Below are 17,816 nucleotides of genomic sequence, written 5' to 3'. Positions count from 1 at the left end.
CGACGTCCGAGGGAGATCCGTGGAAGCCACCACCGTCGGCCTGGTCGGGCTCGGCCAGATGGGCCTGCCCATCGCGGGCAGGCTCGCCACCGCGTTCGACGTCGTCGCGTTCGACGTCTCCGCCGAGCGCCGCGCGCTGGCCGCCGAGCACGACCGCGTCACCGTCACCGACGAGCTCGCCGGCCTCGCCGGCTGCCGCGTCGTCGTCCTCTCGCTGCCGACGCCCCCGATCTCGCGTTCGGTCGTGCTCGAGCTGGGGCCGCGGCTGGCCGAGGGCGCGATCGTCGTCGAGACCAGCACCGTGCTGCCCACCGACGTCCGGGAGGCGGCGCAGGCGCTGGCGCCGCACGGGGTCCGCATCGTCGACGCGGCCGTGCTGTCGGGTGTCGCACAGATGGACAACGGCGCGGCCACCCTCCTCGTCGGCGGCAGCCCCGACGACGTGGACGACGTCGCCGACGTGCTGCGCGTGATCGGCGCGGCCGGGGTGACGCGGTTCGGCGGGCTCGGCAGCGGCATGGCCGCGAAGGTGGTCAACAACGGCGTCGCCCACGCGGTCATGGTGGTGCTCGTCGAGGCGATGGCGATGGCCCGCGCCGAAGGGCTGGACCTGGCCGAGATCACGCGGATGCTCGAGCGCCCCGACGGCGGGCTCATCCGCCCGCTGACCCACCGCGTCGCCGAGCGCGTCGCGCGGGGCGACTTCGACGGCGGGATGCCGCTGGACGCGGCGCGCAAGGACTCGACGCTCGCCCTGGCCATGGCGCAGCGCAGCGGGGTGCCGCTGTTCGCCACCCAGGCGGCGCAGACCGTGTACGACATCGCGGTGGCTGCCGGGCGCGGCCGCGCCGACTACTCGGTGATCGCCGCGCTGTGGGAGGGGTGGACCGGCCAGGAGCTGCGGTTCGACGCGGGGGAGCGGTCGTGACCGCCCGCGGCGTCCACGCCCTGCGCTACGCCTACCGCACCGAGTCGGTCAAGGGCGAGCACTTCTACGGCCACCCCGAGGACTGCACGGCCCCGTGGCCGATCCACTACTTCACCTGGGTGGTGGTCGACGAGGACGCGGTCACGGTCGTCGACGCCGGCTTCACCCGCGAGGAGGCGCAGCGCCGCGGCGCCCGCACCTACCTCGGCTCGCCCGTCGAGCTGCTCGGCGAGCTCGGCGTCGACCCCGCCGACGTGGACCACCTGGTGCTCACGCACCTGCACTACGACCACACGGGGCACCTGGGCGACTACCCGAACGCCCGGCTGTGGGTGCAGCGCCGGGAGCTCGACTTCTGGAACGGCCCGTTCGCCCACCGCGGCGCGAACGCACACCTGCGGCCGCACGAGGACCTGGAACGGCTCGGCGCGCTGGTCGACGCGGGCCGGGTCACCCTGCTCGACGGGGACGCGGCGATCACCGGGCGGGTGGGCGTGCACCTCGTCGGCGGGCACACGGCCGGGATGCAGGTCGTGCGCGTCGACGGACCCGACGGGGTCGTCGTGCTCGCTTCCGACGCGAGCCACTTCTACGCGAACCACGAGCAGGACCGGCCGTACGCGATCGCCCACGACGTCCCGGCCATGCACGCCGCTTTCGACCGGCTGAGCGAGCTCGCGGGCGCCGACGGCGTCGTCGTGCCGGGCCACGACCCGCTCGTCGGCGAGCGGCACGAGCCGGTGCCCGGCAGCGGCGATCGCATCATCCGGCTGCGGCCCCGGGAACGACAGGAAGGCAGGGCATGACCAGGACGGACGCGGCCGACGTGGTCGTGGTCGGCGGCGGCAACGCGGGCTTCTCGGCCGCGCACGCCGCGGCCGAGCGCGGGCGGAGGGTGGTGCTGCTCGAGCGCGGCACCGCCGACACGGCCGGCGGGAACAGCTACTACACGGCGGGCGCCACCCGCATCGCGCACGGCGGGCTGGACGACCTGCGCGACCTCGTCGACCCCGACGAGCGGCACGCGCGGACCGAGGTCCCGCCGTACCCGGAGGAGGAGTACCTCGCCGACCTGGTGAAGGTCACCGAGGGCCGCACCGACCGGGCGATGGCGGAGGTGCTCGTGCGCGAATCGCACGCCGCCGTCCGCTGGCTGCACGGGCTCGGGCTGCGGTACCGGCTGATGTACGAGCGCCAGGCCTACCGGCGGCCCGACGGCTCCTACCTGTTCTGGGGCGGGCTGCACGTGGGCAACACCGGCGGGGGAGAGGGGCTGATCGCCGACCACACCGCCGTCGCCGCGCGGCTCGGCACCGAGGTCCGCTACGGCGCGCGGGCCACCGGCCTGCTCACCGACGGCGGCCGGATCACCGGCGTGCGCTACGAGACGGCCGACGGCGAGCACGAGATCACCGCCGACTCGGTGGTGCTCGCCGCGGGCGGGTTCGAGGCCAACCCGCGGTGGCGGCGCGAATACCTGGGCGAGGGCTGGGACCGCGCGGTGGTGCGCGGCACGCCCCACAACCAGGGCGACATGATCGCGGCCGCGTTGGAGCTCGGCGCGGCGCGCGGCGGCGACTGGTCCACCTGCCACAGCGTCCAGTGGGACGCGGCCTACCCGGACAACGAGAGCAACCGGGAGCTCACCAACCGCCTGACGCGCCAGAGCTACCCGCTGGGGATCATCGTCAACGCCGAGGGGCGGCGGTTCCTCGACGAGGGCGCCGATTTCCGCAACTACACCTACGCCAAGTACGGGCGGGAGATCCTGCGCCAGCCGGGCGCGATCGCCCACCAGGTCTTCGACGCCACCCTGCGTCCCCTGTTGCGGCCCGAGGAGTACGACATGCCGGGCATCGCGCCGGTGGTCGCCGACACCCTCGAGGACCTCGCCGACGGCATGGGCGTCGACCGCGACGCGTTCGTGAAGACGGTGGCGGAGTTCAACGGGTCCATCGCCACCGACCGCGCCTTCGACCCGACGGTGAAGGACGGCCGGGCGGCCCGCGTCGACCCGCCGAAGAGCAACTGGGCGGTGGCGATCGAGACGCCCCCGTTCTACGCGTACGCGGTGACCTGCGGGATCACGTTCACGTTCGGCGGGCTCAAGGGCGACCTCGACGGGCGGGTGCTCGACCGGTCGGGCCGGCCGATCCCCGGCCTCTTCGCCTGCGGCGAGATGCTCGCGGGCCTGTTCAGCGGCAACTACCCGGGAGGGGCCGGGCTCGCGGCCGGGTGCGTGTTCGGCCGGCGGGTCGGACGCGCCGCCTGAGGGTGGCGTAGGTCACACCGCTGCGGGCCAACCCGAACCGCGGGCCGCCGCGTCCAAGGGCCATGAGGCTGCTCCGATCGTCACTGCTCGCCCTCGCCGGCCTCCTCGCGCTGGTGCTCGCCGCCGGGACCGCGCTGGCCGGAACCGGCGACGCCGACCCGGGCGGGGGTCTCGTCGGCCGGTGGCTTCCGGCCGACGGCGCGGCCGCGGGACGCGCGTTCGTCGAGTTCGCCGCCGACGGCACGTGGACCGGCTCCGACGGCTGCAACCGCACGCGGGGCACCTGGGAGCTCGGCCCGGACGGTGGCTTCGCGGCCACCGCCGGGCCCAGCACCATGATCGGCTGCGAGAACGTGCCGATCGCCCGCTGGCTCGCCGACGCCGCGCGCGCCGAGTTCGACGGCGCCACCCTGGTCCTGCGGGACGCGGGCGGAGCGGAGACGGGCCGGCTCGTCCGCGCCCCGTGAGCGTCAGGCGCGCACGACCGGCTGCTGCAGCTCGGTGACCCAGTCGGTCTGGGGCTCCGGCTCGGAGCGCAGGTAGAGCTCCCGGCACGGGCCCGAGGGGGTGTAGCCGCGCGCGACGATCTCGGCGTGCAGCGCCTGCCAGGTCTCGGCGATGCGGTCCATCGCGCCCAGGTGCACGCCGCACATCGCGGTCTGCACCGCGGGCAGCTCCACGATCTCGAACCCGTCGCGGGCGGGCCCGTCGTAGGGGAAGCCCGCGACGAGGTGCATCCCGGACTCGCCGACGTCGTACTGGGCCACCGCGGGCGCCTTGCCGAGGTCGGGGCCGAGGGCGGCGGCGACGCGGCCGTAGATCGGGCCGATCACGTCGGACACCTGCTCCTGGTCGGCGACGGTGGCCGCCCCGGCGGCCAACCGCACGGCGGGCAGGGGCTTCTCGACGATCTCGATGCCGGACATGGACTTCCCCTTCTCGATGAGGCGGAGCCTCCGCTCCACGTCGACGAGCCGCGCGGCCGCGACGCGGTAGTCGCGTTCGACCTCGGCCCGGCGCGCGCGCAGCATCCGCGCGATCCGGTCGGCGTCGACGCCGTCGTCGAGGAAGGCGGCGATGTCGTCGAGGCCGAACCCGAGCTGCCTCAGCGCGACGATCCGGTGCAGCCGTTCCAGCTGCGACGGGTCGTAGGAGCGGTAGCCGCTGGCCTCGTCGACGCGGGCGGGCACGAGCAGGCCGGCCGCGTCCCAGTGCCGCAGCATGCGGTGGGAGACCCGGCCGATCCGCGCGAAGGCTCCGATGGACAACACCGCACCGTTCTCCCGCCTGCCACCGTGTCAGGGTCAAGTCCTCGCGCGGGATTCTGCTTGCCAACGGCGACGGGCACCGGCGGGGAGCCCGCCGGTGCCCGTCCGATCACCTCGTCCGCCCGCTACTCGGCGAGCACGAACCCCTCGTAGCCGTTGCGCGCGACCTCGTCGCACTTCTTGCGGTACTCCCCGACGCCGCCGGCGTACGGCATGAACACCCGCGGCTTGCCGGGGACGTTCGCGCCCATGTACCAGGAGTTGGCCTTCGGGTAGAGGGTGTGGCTCGCGATCTCGTTGACGTGGTCGACCCAGGCGTCCTGGGCCTCGGGGCTGGGTTCGATCGTGGTGAGGCCCCGCTCCTGCAGGTGGGCGATGGCGTCGCACACCCAGTCCACGTGCTGCTCGATCGACACCATCATGTTCGACAGCACCGACGGGCTGCCCGGTGCGGTGATCATGAACAGGTTCGGGAACCCGGCCGTGCCGATGCCCAGGTAGGTCCGCGGGCCCGCGCTCCAGGTCTCGGCGAGCGAGGCCCCGCCCCGGCCGCGGATGTCGACGTTCGTGAGCGCCCCGGTCATGGCGTCGAAGCCGGTGGCGTAGACGATCACGTCGAACTCGTACTCGCGGGCCTCGGTGCGGATCCCGCGCGCGGTGATCTCGACGAGCGGCTCGCGGCGCAGGTTGACCAGCGTGACGTTGTCGCGGTTGTAGGTCTCGTAGTAGCCGGTGTCCAGGCACGGCCGCTTCGTGCCCACCGGGTAGTCCGGGCAGAGGTCGTCGGCGGTCTGCGGGTCGGCGACGATCGAGCGGATCTTGTCGTGGATCCAGCGCTTGGCGAGGTCGTTGGCCTCCTGGTTGGTGGCGAAGTCGGTGAACGTGGTCAGCAGGTTGACCAGGCTCCCGCTCTCCCAGGCCTCCTCGAACGCCGCGTTGCGCTCCTCCTCGGTGGCCTCCAGCGCCGACTTCGTGGGGATCTTGGTGGGGATGCCGAAGCCGGACTCCTGCTGCGCCTTCCGGTAGGCCCGGTAGCGGGCCTTCATACCGGCGATCTCGTCGACGGTGAGCTTGCGGTTGCGCGCCGGCAGGCTGTAGGCGGGCGTCCGCTGGAACACGGTGAGGTGGTCGGCCTGCGCGGCGATGACCGGGATCGACTGGACCCCCGAGGAACCGGTGCCGATGATCCCGACCCGCTTGCCGGTGAAGTCGACGCCCTCGTGCGGCCAGTGCGCCGTGTGGTAGGTGTCGCCCTCGAACGCGTCGATGCCGGGGATCTCCGGCAGCTTCGCCGCCGACAGGCAGCCGGTCGCCATGACCAGGTACCGCGTGGTCACCGTGTCGCCGCGGTCGGTGCGGACCGTCCACGACCGCTTCGCCTCGTCGTAGTGGGCCGCGGTGGTGCGGGTGCCGAAGACGATGTCGCGGCGCAGGTCGAACCGGTCGGCGACGTGGCGGGCGTAGGCGAGGATCTCCGGCTGGGTGGGGTAGCGCTCCTGCCACTCGAAGCGCTGCTCCAGGTCGGGGTCGAACGAGTAGGAGTAGGCGAGGCTCTCGACGTCCACGCGGGCGCCGGGGTAGCGGTTCCAGTACCAGGTGCCGCCCACGTCGTCGCCGGCCTCGAACACGACGGCGGACATCCCCGCGTTGCGGAGCTTGTGCAGCAGGTACATGCCGGAGAAGCCGGCCCCGACGACCACGGCGTCGACGGTCTTCGGCACGTCGCGGCGCTCGGCGCGGGTGGGTTCCGAGCTGATCGATGGGGTGATCGACATCTTTCGTCCTCCTCAGGCCCGGCTCGCGGCGAGCTCGTCGATGGCGGCCACGACGTGGTCGATCCCCGCGGCGCTGCCCGGCAGGAGGTTGACCATCGTGAAGAAGCCGTGCATCTGCCCGTCGAACCGGCGGTGCTGCACCGGAACCCCGGCCCAGGCCAGCCGGCGCGCGTAGGCCTCTCCCTCCTCGCGCAGGACGTCGTGCTCGGCGGTGAGGACGACGGCCGGGGGCAGGCCGGCCAGGTCGGGCGCCTTGATGGGGGAGGCGTCGGGCTCGGCGCGCACGGCCGGGTCGGGCGCGTAGTGGTCCCAGAACCAGATCATCGCGTCCCGGGTCAGCATGAGTTGGTTCGCCGGCTCGAGGTAGGTCTCGTTGTCGAAGTCGGCGTCGGTGACCGGGTAGACGAGCACCTGCAGGTCGATCGCGGGCCCGCCCGCGGCCTTCGCGCGCAGGGCCATGACCGCGCTGATGTTGCCGCCCGCGCTGTCGCCGCAGACCACCAGCGGTCCGGACGGCGCGAGCTCGGCCCGGTTCGCGGCCACCCACTGCAGCGCCGCCCACGAATCGTCGACGGCGGTGGGGTAGCGGTGCTCGGGGGCGAGCCGGTAGTCGATGAGAACGGTGGTCATGCCGGTGCGCTCGGCGAGGACCCGACCGAGGGTGTCGAACTCGTCGATCGCGCCGATCACCCACCCGCCACCGTGGTAGTAGACGAGCACGCCGCGCGGGCTCTCGGTCGGGGTGAGCACCCGGACGGCGATGTCGCCGCCGTCGACCGGGACCCGCAGGTCGCGCACCTGCTTCATCTGCGGGCCCGGGCCGTACAGGCCGCGCAGCGTCTCCCCCAGGCCGCGGGCCTCCGCGGGGGTCATCTCGTGCAGCGGCTTCGCGCCGGATTCGGCCATCTGGGCCAGGAAAGCGGTGGTGGCGTCGTCCAGTGCCATGCACATCACCTCGGTGTGAGTGGGCGGAGGGAACCGAGCCGCCGCACCAGGCGGCGGGTCGGGAAACGCGGCCCGCGGGGGGCGGGGCCGGTGTGGGGGACGGACCGAGCATCACCCGGCGCCGTGGCGGGGGTCACCGTTCATCTGGCTCGCTTCCGAGCCAAATGGCGCACCGCGCCACCTTCTCGACGGCCCTCGCGCGTGCGAGGCTGACGACCTCGGGTCGGCGCGGACGCGGTGGGAGGGCGCACATGACGACATCCGACCTGCCGGTCGGGCGGGTCGAGGTGCTGCGCCTCCTCGACGACCTGCTGGTGCGCCACCCGCCGCTGGAGCAGGCGGTCGGTGAGGTCGCGCGCCGGGCGGGTCGCGTCGTCGCGGTCAAGGCGACCGAGGCCAGGACCGTGGTCGCCGACCCGGGCGGCGGGACGTCGACGCGGTGGCCGGACGACGTGGTCGCCGAGGGCGCCCCGCGCGGGGTGGCGGTGGCCCTGGGCGCCCCGACCACGCCGGACGACCCGCTGCTGCTGGAGCGCCTCGCCGTGCTCGCGGTCGTGCTGCTGGACCGGGAGGCCCTGACGGTTCCCGGCCGGTCGGAGTCGGAGCAGGTGGCCGTGCTGATCGACCGGGCGGCCAACCCGGCGCTGCGCAACCAGGCCCTGCTCGCCCTCGGGCTGCGCCCGACGACCCCGGTGCGCGCGTTCACCGCCGCCGGCCACGGCTCGGCGCTCGCGGCGTTCGTCGCCCACCTGGCGGCCACCGGCACCCGCGTCCTGTCCACCACCCGCGCGCGGACCACGGTGTTGCTGCGCGTGGGCGACGCGGACGACGTCGGCCGGCTGGACGTGCCGCGCGGGCTGCAGGTCTCGGTGAGCCGCCTGCACCCGGCCGGTGAGGCGGTGCAGGCGTGCCGGGAGGCCGACGGCGCGTTCCGGTTCACCCAGCCCAGCCCCCGCGACCGCGGCCCGTACCCGCTGGAGGAGGGGGTGCTGGTCCCCACCGAGGCGGTGAACGGCTACGACATCCTCGCCGACGCGCTCACCCCGGAGCAGATCTCGTGCATCGGCGACGTCCAGGCGCTCGACCAGGTACTCGCGGTCGGGGGACCGGACATGCTGGCGACCCTGGACGTCGTCGCCACCGGGTCGATCCGGCGGGCCGCTCGCGCCCTGCGGGTGCACCACAACTCGGTGCTGCACCGCGTCGCCCAGGCCGAGCGGCTGTTCGGCTTCGGGCTGAACGACGCCTACGGCCGCAACCGGCTGTTCCTGGCGCTGACCCTGCGCCGAATCCGGCAGACCCACGGCATGGTCTGAAGACGCGAGGCGCGGCCGCCCGCGGCCGGCACGTGCGCGCCGGCCGCGGGCGGCCGCCGTCACACGCGCGCGGGCTCGTCCTGCGGGCTGAGCTCGAATCCCGCGTAGCCCGCCTCGGCGACCTCCGCGAGCTTCTGCCGGTAGGCGCTGTGCCCGGCCATGTAGAACATGACCGCGTTCTTCTTCCCCGGGATGTTCGCCCCGAAGATCCACGACTCGGCCTTCGGGAACAGCGTCGCGTTCGCGATCTCCCGGCAGGTCTGCGTCCAGCCGTCCTCGGCTTCCTGCGTCGGCTCGACCGTGCGCAGGCCGTCGCGCTCGGCGGTGGCGATGAGCCCGCTGATCCAGTCGACCTGGGCCTCGATGCTGGGCGGCAGGTTGGTGAACGGGCCGTTCGGGCCGAGGATCATGAACATGTTGGGGAACCCGGCCTTCGACAGCCCCAGGTAGCTGGTGGGGCCGTCGGTCCAGTGGTCGTTGATGTGCCGCCCGCCGCGCCCGCGCAGGTCCATCGCCCGGTAGTTGCCGTCGACGGCGTCGAAGCCCGTGGCGAGGACCAGGATGTCGAGTTCGTGCTCGACCCCGTCGGCGGTGCGCACGCCGGCCGGGGTGATCCGTTCGATCGGGTTCTCCTTGATCGACACCAGCTCGACGTTGTCGCGGTTGAAGGTCTCGTAGTAGCCCTCGTTGCACAGCGGGCGCTTGGCGTACAGGTCGGTCGGGGTGAGCTTGCGCGCCGTCTCCGGGTCCTCGACGATCTCGGCGATCTTCGATCGGATGAACGCCGCGGCCGCCGCGTTGGCCTCCGGGTTGGTGGCGATGTCGCAGAACGTGCCGAACATGAACCGGAAGCCGTTGCCCTTGTCCCAGTTCTCCTGGAACACCCGCCTGCGCTCCTCCTCCGAGACGCTCATCGCCTCGACGGTGCTCTCCTCGAACCCGAACGCGACCACCGAGCCGCGGACCTGCTCCCAGATCGCGTCGAAGTTCCGCTTCACCTCCTCGACCTCGGAGCGGTCGACGGGCCGGTTGCCCGACGGCACGACGTACTGCGGCGTGCGTTGGAAGACCGTCAGGTGGCGTACCACCTTCGCGGCGGCGACGATGAACTGGGTGCCGGTCGAGCCGGTGCCGATCACCCCGACCCGCTTGCCGGTGATGTCGAGGTCCTGCGGCCACTCGTTGGTGTGCACGAGCGTGCCTGCGAAGTCGTCGAGCCCGGGGATGTCGGGGATGTTGGTCTTCGCGAGCAGGCCGAGCGCGGTGACGAGGTAGCGGCAGGTGAGCCGCTCGCCGCCGGCCGTGCTCACCGTCCACAACGCGGCGTCCTCGTCGAACGCCGCGCCGGTGACCTCGGTGTTCAGCCGGATGTCGCGCGCGAGGTCGTAGCGGTCGACGACGTGCTCGAGGTAGGCGAGCACGTCGGGCTGGTCGAGGTAGCGCGTGTGCCAGTCCCACTCCTGCAGCAGGTCCCGGTCGAAGGAGTAGCGGTAGACGAAGCCCTCGGTGTCGGACTTGGCGCCGGGGTAGCGGTTGAAGTACCAGGTGCCGCCGACGCCGCCGCCCTTCTCGAAGGCCTTCACGGTGAGGCCGAGCTCGTCGCGCAGCTTGTGCAGCATGTAGATGCCGCCGAACCCGGCGCCGATGACGATCGCGTCGAGGTCCGGGGTGCGGGTGGTGCTCATGGGTGTCTCCCGTGGTGTCGATGGGGTGGACGGGGTCAGGCGCGGTACCAGGCCGCGATCGCGGCGATCTCCGCGTCGGCCTCGGGCGCGTTGCCCGCCATGAACGGGAAGACGTGCTGCATGCCGTCGACGACCGAGAGCGTCACGTCGACCCCGGCCGCCCGGGCCCGGTCCGCGAGCCGGGTGGCGTCCGACAGCAGTGACTCCAGCGCGCCCGCGTTGACGTAGAGCCGCGGGAAGCCGGTGAAGTCGGCGTGCAGGGGGTTGGCGAGCGGCGTCCTCGGGTCGATCCGCCCGTCGGCGAGCACCCCGGCGATCATGCCCTCGAGCAGGGGAACGCTGACCAGCGCGTCCGTGGCGGCGTTGGTCACCAGCGTCTCGCCGGTGTTCTCCATGTCCAGCCACGGCGAGAACGCGATCACGCGGCCGGGCAGCGGCGTGCCCTGCTCGCGCAGCGCCAGCGGGATCGCCACGGCCAGGTTGCCCCCGGCGGAGTCGCCGATCGTGGTGATGTCGCCGGCCGCGATGCCGCGGTCGAGGAGCGCGGTGAACGCGGCGACCCCGTCCTCGACCTGCGCGGGGTGCGGGTGCTCCGGGGCGCGGCGGTAGTCGAGCACGAACGCGGTCACCCCGAGCGCCTTGGCCACGTGCGCGGCGAGCTTGCGGTGGCTCGCCGCCGACCCGACGGCGAAGCCGCCGCCGTGGGTGTAGAGCAGCACCTCGCCGGTGTTCGCGCCGATGGGCAGCGCCCAGATCCCCGGGACCCCGCCGAGGGTCTCCTCCCGGTAGGTCACGTCCTCCGGCTCGCGGGTGGGCTGGTGCCACTCGTCGAAGATGCTGCGGAACAGCCGCATCGTCAGGTTCGGCGTGGTGGCGATGATGTTCGCCCAGTCCGCGTAGAGCGCGCGCAGGGCGTCGGACTCCGCCGACAGTTCCGCGGGCCGAGTCGATGGCGCCGTCGTCATCCCCCGTGCCTCCTTGAGTGCTCTGGGTTGATGTGATCCAGGCCTCACTGTGCGGGGTGGCGGGGAGCCGCAGGTGTTCCGATCTGGAACAGCCCGGACGCGGCCCCGCTGCGGAACTCGACCGGACGCGGTACACATCTTCGCAGGCGGCGCCGCGCAACGCCGGGGAGAGCGCGCCGCCCGGGACGGACCGTGGGGCGACGATGCGCAACGAGATCCGGACTCGGCCGGCGCTGTCACCGGCCGAGCGCGCCCGCATCCGCAGGTGCCGAGAGGCGCTCGTGGAGGGCGGGTTGCTCAGCGCGCCCCCGGGCGCGACCGGCGTCCCGGAGCACATCGAGCAGAGCTGGCGCCGCTGCGTCGGCAACGACGTGCCCGCCGCGGGCGGCGAGATCGCCTACCGGGAACCGGTCGACGTGCTCCCGGAGCTGCGCCGGGCCGCCGAGCCGGTGCTCGACCGGCTCAAGGACAGCTTCGCGGACGTGCCGGTCGCCATGGTGCTCTCCGACGCGTCCGGGCGCATCGTGCTCCGCCACGCCGCCGTCCGCAGGCAGCGGGTGCTGATGGACCGGGCCTGCGCCGCGGAGGGGTTCGACTTCTCCGAGCGGTCGATCGGCACCAACGGGCTCGGCACGGTCCTCGTCGAACGCAGGCCCATGCTGGTCCGCGGCCCCGAGCACTACAACACCCTGCTCGAGGGGCTCACCTGCGCGGGCACCCCGATCGTCGAGCCGTTCACCGGGCGGCTGCTCGGCAGCTTCTCGCTGGCCTGCGCCGTGCAGGACGTGCACCCGCTCATGAGCGTCATGACCGGCGACATCGGGCGGCAGATCGAGGCGCGCCTGCTCGACCAGGCGGGGGAGCGGCGCCGCCGGCTCGTGCAGGCCTACCTGTCGCTGCACCGGGCGAGCTCCGCGGCGCTCGTCGTCGACGCCGAGACGGTGCTCGCCAACCGCCCCGGGCTCGTCCACACCGGACCCGAGCTGCATGCGCTGCTGTGGCGGTTCCTGCGCGAGCACGGGCCGGCCGGCCCGCAGCAGATGCGGGTGCCGCTGTCCGACGGCCCGCACGAGGCCGTCGTCGAGCCGATCGACGACGGCGGCGCGGTCGCCTACAGCGTGCGCCTGCTGCCGAGCCGCCCCGCCCGCCGCCGCGAGCGCGCCGCGCGCCCGGCGCGCCGCCGGACCGCTCCCCGCCGATCACCGGCCGCGGCACCCGCGCCCCTGCACGTGCTGGACCACGTCGCCGAGCAGCTCGAGACGGCGCTGCGCCACGGCGAGACCGTGGCCCTCACCGGGGGCGCGGGCACCGGGAAGCTGCGGACGGCGTTGCGCCTGCTCGCCCGCCGGGGCGCCGACGACCCGCTGGTGGTCGAGCCGGGCCGCGACCCGTCGTGGCTCCCCGCGGCGCAGGCCGCCGTGACCGGCGGCCGCGGGCTGGTGCTGCGCCGGCTGCACACCGCGGGTGCGTCCGTGCTCGACCCGGTGCCGGAGCTCCTCGACGCCGGCGCGCCAACCGCGTTGACGGTCGACCTCGACGCCGCCGACGACGCCGTGGTGGGGCTCGTGCGCCAGGTCGCCACCACCGTGCGGCTGCCCGCGCTCGCCCGGTACCGCCAGCACCTGCCCGCGCTGGTCCAGGAGCTGCTCGCGCAGCTCCCACCGCCCCGGTCGGCCACCCGGTTCTCGCCCGCGGCGTGGAACCACCTGCTGGCCTGGCACTGGCCCGGCAACCTCGCCGAGCTGCGCAACACCGTCACCCTGCTGGCCCGCCGGGCCGACGGCGGGATCGTCGGGGCCGACGACCTCCCGGACGAACTGCGCACCCCGCGCCGCGCCGGCGGGCTGCTGGAGAACGCGGAGCGCGAGGCGGTGGCCGAGGCGCTGCGCGCCGCGGGCGGCAACCGCAGCCGGGCCGCGGCCGCGCTCGGGATCGGCCGCAACACGCTGTACCGGAAGATGCGCGAGTTCGGGCTCGGTTGACCGCCCCGCCCGGATGGTGGCGCCGCGCAACCGCGCGCGGTATCACCGAGTGAGATGACGGACCGTCGGGTAGATCGTTCTGTCCGATCGGTCGTGGGGACGGGAGGGCGGTAGATGCGACACGAGTTCCGCAACGGCGAACGCGACACGCCGTCCGCTCAGCCACCGCGCCGGGCCACCGACACGCCGTGGCGCACCGAGGGCGTCCGGGACGGCGAGGGGTCGGGGGCGCCCCAGCGGGGGCCGTGGTGGCGCCTCGCGCTGTGGGTGCTGTTCGGCTACCTCGTCGCCTTCGGGCTGCTGAGCCTCCAGGACGGCTTGGTCGCCCCGCCGCAGGTGCCCTACACGGAGTTCACCGACCAGGTCGAGGCCGGCAACGTGAGCGAGGTCTTCGCCCGGGGCGACTCCATCCAGGGCACGCTGCGGCAGCCGCAGCCGCTGCCCGGGCAGCCGCCGGAGCGGACCTACCAGCAGTTCACCACCGAGCGGCCCACGTTCGCCCAGGACGACCTGCTCGCCGAGCTCGAGCGCACCGGGGTGACGGTGCGGGCCACGCCGGTGGTCGAGCAGCGAGGGCTGCTGTCGAACCTGCTCATCTCGTTCGCCCCGGTGCTGCTGCTCATCGCGTTCTGGATCTGGCTCTTCCGCCGCCAGCAGAACCTGCTCGGCGGGGGAGGGCTGCTCGGCGGCGCGCGGAAGAAGCCGGTCGACCCGGAGACCGTCCGCGTCACCTTCGACGACGTCGCCGGCATCGACGAGGTCGAACGCGAGATCTCCGAGATCGTGGACTTCCTCAAGGACCCGGAGAAGTACCGGCGGCTCGGCGCGCGCGTGCCCAAGGGCGTGCTGCTGGCCGGCCCGCCCGGCACCGGCAAGACGCTGCTCGCCCGGGCCACCGCGGGCGAGGCCGGGGTGCCGTTCTTCTCCGCCAGCGCGTCGGAGTTCATCGAGATGATCGTCGGCGTCGGGGCCCAGCGGGTGCGCGAGCTGTTCGCCGAGGCCCGCAAGCGGGCGCCCGCGATCATCTTCATCGACGAGCTCGACACCATCGGCCGGGCCCGAGGCGGCGTCCGCACCGTCGGCGGGCACGACGAGCGGGAGCAGACGCTCAACCAGATCCTCACCGAGATGGACGGGTTCTCCGGCTCCGAGGGCGTGGTCGTGCTGGCCGCGACCAACCGGCCGGACGTGTTGGACCCGGCGCTGCAGCGGCCGGGCCGGTTCGACCGCACGATCATGGTCCACCCGCCCGACCAGGAGGGCCGGGCGGCGATCCTGCGGGTGCACACCCGCGACGTCCCGCTCGCCCCCGACGTCGACCTCGAGCAGATCGCCCGCACCACGCCCGGTATGACCGGCGCGGATCTGGCCAACCTCGTCAACGAGGCGGCGATCCTGGCCGCGCGCCGCGGCCTCGAGATCGTGGGCACGCGCGAGTTCGGCGACGCGCTGGAGAAGGTCCAGCTCGGCACGGCCCGCAGCGTCGTCCTGCCCGAGGCGGAGCGGCGCCGCACCGCCTACCACGAGGCCGGGCACGCCCTGCTCGGGATGCTGCAGCCGGGCGCCGACCCCGTCCGCAAGGTCTCGATCATCCCCCGCGGCCGGTCCCTGGGTGCCACGGTGTCCACCCCGGAGTCCGACCGCTACGGCTACGACGAGCGCTACCTGCGCGGGCGGATCATCGGTGCGCTCGGTGGGATGGCCGCCGAGGAGCTCGTGTTCGGCGTGGTCACGACCGGGTCGGAGCACGACCTGGAGACCGCGACCCGCACCGCGCGCGCGATGGTGGGCCGCTGGGGCATGTCCGAACGCATCGGGCCGGTGTCGGTGCTGCCGCAGGAGGGCGACCCGCGGGCCGTCGCCTCCGACTCGATGCTCGCCGCGGTGGACGACGAGGTCCGGCGGATGATCGAGGAGTGCTACAGCGCGGCGCGCGACCTGCTGCGCGAGGAGCGCGCCCGCCTCGACGCCATCGCCGAGCGGCTGCTGGAGCGCGAGACCCTCGACGAGGCGGAGGTGTACGCCGCGGCCGGGCTCCCGACCGCAGGCCGGGAGGAACCGGCCGTCACCTCCTGACCGGGGTCGCGGTCACGCGATCCCGGCCAGCCGGGCCGCCTGGTCGACGTAGCCGTCCTGCACCTCGACCGCGTACCGGTCCGCCTGCACGTCGCGGCCGCCGGCGAATCCGCGGCGCCCGCGCGCGACCCGGTGGACGACGGCGCCGAACGCGGCGCCCCAGAGGGCGCCGATCACCGGGCTGGCGACCAGCACGGCGGGCCAGGCGGGGCCGAGGCCGGCCAGGCCCAGCAGGACGGTGACGAGCAGCGCGAACCAGGCGCCCGCGATCGCACCCGCGCCGGCGGCGCGGCGGCCCGTCATCCGGTCGGCGCCCTGCTCGACCACCCGGATGCCGGTGCCGACGATGCGGACCCGCTCGACGGGGAACCCGGCGTCGGCGAGCCGGTCCACGAGGGCCTGGGCCTCGTCGTAGGAGTCGAACTCGCGCAGGGTGCGGCTGTTGTCGGTGGCGGGGGTGAGGGTGCTGGTCACCGATCTCCTCCTGGCTGTCGCACTTTGGTTGGTCCACTCAAACCAACTAGCCATGTGGTTGGTTTGTTCCAACCAACGGTGTGAGTAGGATCGCCGCATGGACGAGGCGCGACGGGGCGAGGGGACCGACGACGGGACCCGCAGGATCCAGACCGCGGTGACCCGGATCGTGCGCTGGGCCGGGCGCAGCGACGTGCGACGGCGCCTGCTCGGGCCGGCCGGGGCCGAACTGTCGGTGGTGGACGTCAACCTGCTGCGCACCGTCACCGCCTCCGGGCCGCTGCGGATCTCCGAGCTCGCCGAGCGGCACGGCGTGGACAAGTCGACGATGACCACGCAGGTGCGCAGGTTGGAGGAGCGCGGCCTGGTCGAGCGCCGCCCGGACCCGAAGGACGGGCGCGGCGTGCTCGTGCGCGCCACCGCCCGCGGCCGCCGCGCGCGCAGCCGGATGGACGCGGCGGGCACGGCCGTCTTCACCGAGCTGCTGCAGGACTGGTCCGATGCGGACCGGGCGGCCCTCGTCGAGCTGATCGAACGGTTCGCGCTCCAGCTCGACGAGCGGCCGGTCGGTCACGCCCCGCCCGGGGGCGACTCCGCGGCGTGAGCGCCGCCGCCGGACCAGGTGTGCCGGGTCCGGTCGGCCTCCGGCGCGTACCTACAGTGGCCGGTCGTCGTCCCGACCGGAGAAGGAGTTGCATGCCCTCCAGCGAGCGCGCCGCTCACGAGCCCGAGAGCACCGTGGTCGCCGCGGACCCGTACCACCTCGACCCCGAGGGCGTCCGCGAGCCGCCCACGACGTGGGCCGGGTCGGTCCGCTTCTTCGGCCCCGGCCTCATCGTGTCGGCATCGATCGTCGGTGCCGGTGAGCTGATCACCGCGACGGCGCTCGGCGCGCAGGCCGGGTTCGTGCTGCTGTGGCTGGTGATCTTCTCCACGCTGGTGAAGGTCGCCGTGCAGGTCGAGCTCGCGCGCTACTCCATCGTCACCGGCCTGGGCGGCATGGAGGGCTTCACCCGGGTGCCGCCGCGGGTGGGCAACATCGGATGGGTCTTCGTGCTGTGGGCCCTGCTCGCGATCTCCAAGCTCGTGCAGACCGGCGGCCTGATCGGCGGGCTCGCGGCGGCGCTCAGCATCATGCTGCCGCTCGGGTCGGCGCCCCTGGAGCCGACGTCGCTCACGATCTGGGCGGTCATCGTCACCGCGCTCGCCGTCGTGACGCTCTACTCCAACCGCTACGGCCTCATCGAGAAGGTCGCGGTCTTCCTCACGATGGTCTTCGTCGTCGTCACGGTCGTGATCGCGCTCGGCCTGCCGATGACCGACTACGCGTACTCCGCGGGCGACCTCGCCTCCGGCCTGTCGTTCTCCCTGCCGGTCGGCGCCATCGGCGTCGCGATCGCGATGTTCGGCCTCACCGGGGTGGGGGCCGAGGAGATCACCGCCTACACCTACTGGTGCCTGGAGAAGGGCTATGCCCGCTGGTCGGGCCCCAACGACGGCTCCGCCGAGTACCGCCGCCGCGCCCGGGGCTGGATCGCCGTCATGCAGAAGGACGCGATGGCCTCGTGGGTCGTCTACACGCTCGCCACCATGTCGTTCTACGTGATGGGCGCCGCCGTGCTGCACCCGCAGGGCCTCGTGCCCCAGGGCAACGACATGATCCTCGTGCTGTCGGAGACCTACGCCAGCGTCATGGGCGACTGGAGCCGCTACCTCTACCTCGTCGGCGCCGTCGCCGCGCTCGGGTCGACGATCTGGGCGGCCGTCCCGTCGTGGTCGCGGTCCTGGGCGAACGCCCTGAGCATCGTCGGGGTCTTCGACTGGGCCGACGCGCGCAGGCGCAACGGGTGGATGCGCTTCTTCATCGTGGCGTTGCCCGTGCTGTGGCTCGCGACCTACCTGTGGATCGCCTCGCCGTTCATCATGATCCTCATCGGCGGGGTGGCGGGCGGCATCTTCCTCGCGGCCGTCGCCGTCGCCGCCTGGTACCTGCGCTACCGCTACGTCGAGCCGGAGCTGCGCGGCGGGTGGTTCGCCTCGATCGCGCTGGGGGTGAGCGCGGTGGCGATCCTCCTGCTCGGCGTCTACTCGGCGCTGAGCTCCGCCGGGATCATCGACGTCGGCTGAGCG

The 17,816-nt window shown here is 73.6% G+C and carries 15 protein-coding genes; 9 read left to right on the top strand and 6 right to left on the bottom strand.

Features of this window, described 5'->3' with window-relative positions; translation table 11 throughout:
* Positions 1-19: 19 nt before the first annotated feature.
* The 4 genes from VKZ81_RS11400 (at position 20) to VKZ81_RS11385 (ending at position 3,667) form a co-directional block, all read left to right on the top strand.
* On the top strand, positions 20-928 hold the full coding sequence (locus VKZ81_RS11400; RefSeq protein ID WP_324241462.1) for an NAD(P)-dependent oxidoreductase: 909 nt from the start codon (positions 20-22) through the stop codon (positions 926-928).
* Entirely contained in the window at positions 925-1,734 is an 810-nt protein-coding gene (locus VKZ81_RS11395; RefSeq protein ID WP_324241461.1) for an N-acyl homoserine lactonase family protein, read from the top strand. The genes VKZ81_RS11400 and VKZ81_RS11395 overlap by 4 nt, the downstream gene beginning before the upstream one ends.
* Entirely contained in the window at positions 1,731-3,200 is a 1,470-nt protein-coding gene (gene tcuA, locus VKZ81_RS11390; protein WP_324241460.1) for an FAD-dependent tricarballylate dehydrogenase TcuA, read from the top strand. The genes VKZ81_RS11395 and tcuA overlap by 4 nt, the downstream gene beginning before the upstream one ends.
* Before the next feature lie 62 nt (positions 3,201-3,262).
* Positions 3,263-3,667, top strand: a complete 405-nt coding sequence (locus VKZ81_RS11385; RefSeq protein ID WP_324241459.1) for an META domain-containing protein — start codon at positions 3,263-3,265, stop codon at positions 3,665-3,667.
* Between the two features lie 3 nt (positions 3,668-3,670).
* Here VKZ81_RS11385 and VKZ81_RS11380 read toward each other — a convergent pair whose 3' ends face one another.
* The 3 genes from VKZ81_RS11380 to VKZ81_RS11370 form a co-directional block, all read right to left on the bottom strand.
* Positions 3,671-4,471: a MerR family transcriptional regulator gene (locus VKZ81_RS11380; protein WP_324241458.1), complete on the bottom strand. Its 801-nt coding sequence runs from the start codon at positions 4,469-4,471 to the stop codon at positions 3,671-3,673.
* A 122-nt stretch (positions 4,472-4,593) separates the two neighbouring features.
* Positions 4,594-6,243, bottom strand: coding sequence for a flavin-containing monooxygenase (locus VKZ81_RS11375; RefSeq protein WP_324241457.1), 1,650 nt, complete (start codon positions 6,241-6,243; stop codon positions 4,594-4,596).
* 12 nt (positions 6,244-6,255) lie between these two features.
* The gene (locus VKZ81_RS11370; RefSeq protein ID WP_324241456.1) at positions 6,256-7,188 is read right to left on the bottom strand and encodes an alpha/beta hydrolase; all 933 of its coding nucleotides are present in this window, start codon (positions 7,186-7,188) and stop codon (positions 6,256-6,258) included.
* 251 nt (positions 7,189-7,439) lie between these two features.
* Between VKZ81_RS11370 and VKZ81_RS11365 the strand changes: the two genes are divergently transcribed.
* Positions 7,440-8,504 carry a helix-turn-helix domain-containing protein gene (locus VKZ81_RS11365; RefSeq protein ID WP_324241455.1) on the top strand — a complete coding sequence of 355 codons (1,065 nt, stop codon included), beginning with the start codon at positions 7,440-7,442 and terminating at the stop codon, positions 8,502-8,504.
* Positions 8,505-8,563: 59 nt separating this feature from the next.
* On the opposite strand, the gene VKZ81_RS11360 is transcribed toward VKZ81_RS11365, so the two are convergent.
* The gene (locus VKZ81_RS11360) at positions 8,564-10,189 is read right to left on the bottom strand and encodes a flavin-containing monooxygenase (protein ID WP_324241454.1); all 1,626 of its coding nucleotides are present in this window, start codon (positions 10,187-10,189) and stop codon (positions 8,564-8,566) included.
* 35 nt (positions 10,190-10,224) lie between these two features.
* Entirely contained in the window at positions 10,225-11,154 is a 930-nt protein-coding gene (locus tag VKZ81_RS11355; protein ID WP_324241453.1) for an alpha/beta hydrolase, read from the bottom strand.
* Positions 11,155-11,357: 203 nt separating this feature from the next.
* On the opposite strand from VKZ81_RS11355, the gene VKZ81_RS11350 reads away from it, so the two are divergent.
* Both VKZ81_RS11350 and ftsH read left to right on the top strand, forming a co-directional pair.
* Positions 11,358-13,136 carry a sigma-54-dependent Fis family transcriptional regulator gene (locus tag VKZ81_RS11350; RefSeq protein ID WP_324241452.1) on the top strand — a complete coding sequence of 593 codons (1,779 nt, stop codon included), beginning with the start codon at positions 11,358-11,360 and terminating at the stop codon, positions 13,134-13,136.
* A 114-nt stretch (positions 13,137-13,250) separates the two neighbouring features.
* Entirely contained in the window at positions 13,251-15,212 is a 1,962-nt protein-coding gene (ftsH, locus tag VKZ81_RS11345) for an ATP-dependent zinc metalloprotease FtsH (protein ID WP_324241451.1), read from the top strand.
* A 12-nt stretch (positions 15,213-15,224) separates the two neighbouring features.
* On the opposite strand, the gene VKZ81_RS11340 is transcribed toward ftsH, so the two are convergent.
* Complete coding sequence (locus tag VKZ81_RS11340; RefSeq protein ID WP_324241450.1) at positions 15,225-15,686, bottom strand: general stress protein; 462 nt, start codon at positions 15,684-15,686, stop codon at positions 15,225-15,227.
* Positions 15,687-15,783: 97 nt separating this feature from the next.
* On the opposite strand from VKZ81_RS11340, the gene VKZ81_RS11335 reads away from it, so the two are divergent.
* Both VKZ81_RS11335 and VKZ81_RS11330 read left to right on the top strand, forming a co-directional pair.
* Entirely contained in the window at positions 15,784-16,290 is a 507-nt protein-coding gene (locus tag VKZ81_RS11335) for a MarR family winged helix-turn-helix transcriptional regulator (protein WP_324241449.1), read from the top strand.
* Positions 16,291-16,382: 92 nt separating this feature from the next.
* Positions 16,383-17,813 (top strand): Nramp family divalent metal transporter, encoded by a 1,431-nt coding sequence (locus VKZ81_RS11330; RefSeq protein ID WP_324241448.1) that lies wholly within the window; start codon positions 16,383-16,385, stop codon positions 17,811-17,813.
* The last annotated feature ends 3 nt before the right edge of the window (positions 17,814-17,816 follow it).

This window comes from Pseudonocardia sp., from assembly GCF_035305885.1.
In the GTDB taxonomy this organism is placed as follows: Bacteria; Actinomycetota; Actinomycetes; order Mycobacteriales; family Pseudonocardiaceae; genus Pseudonocardia.
This window is presented reverse-complemented; position numbering and strand designations above follow the sequence as displayed.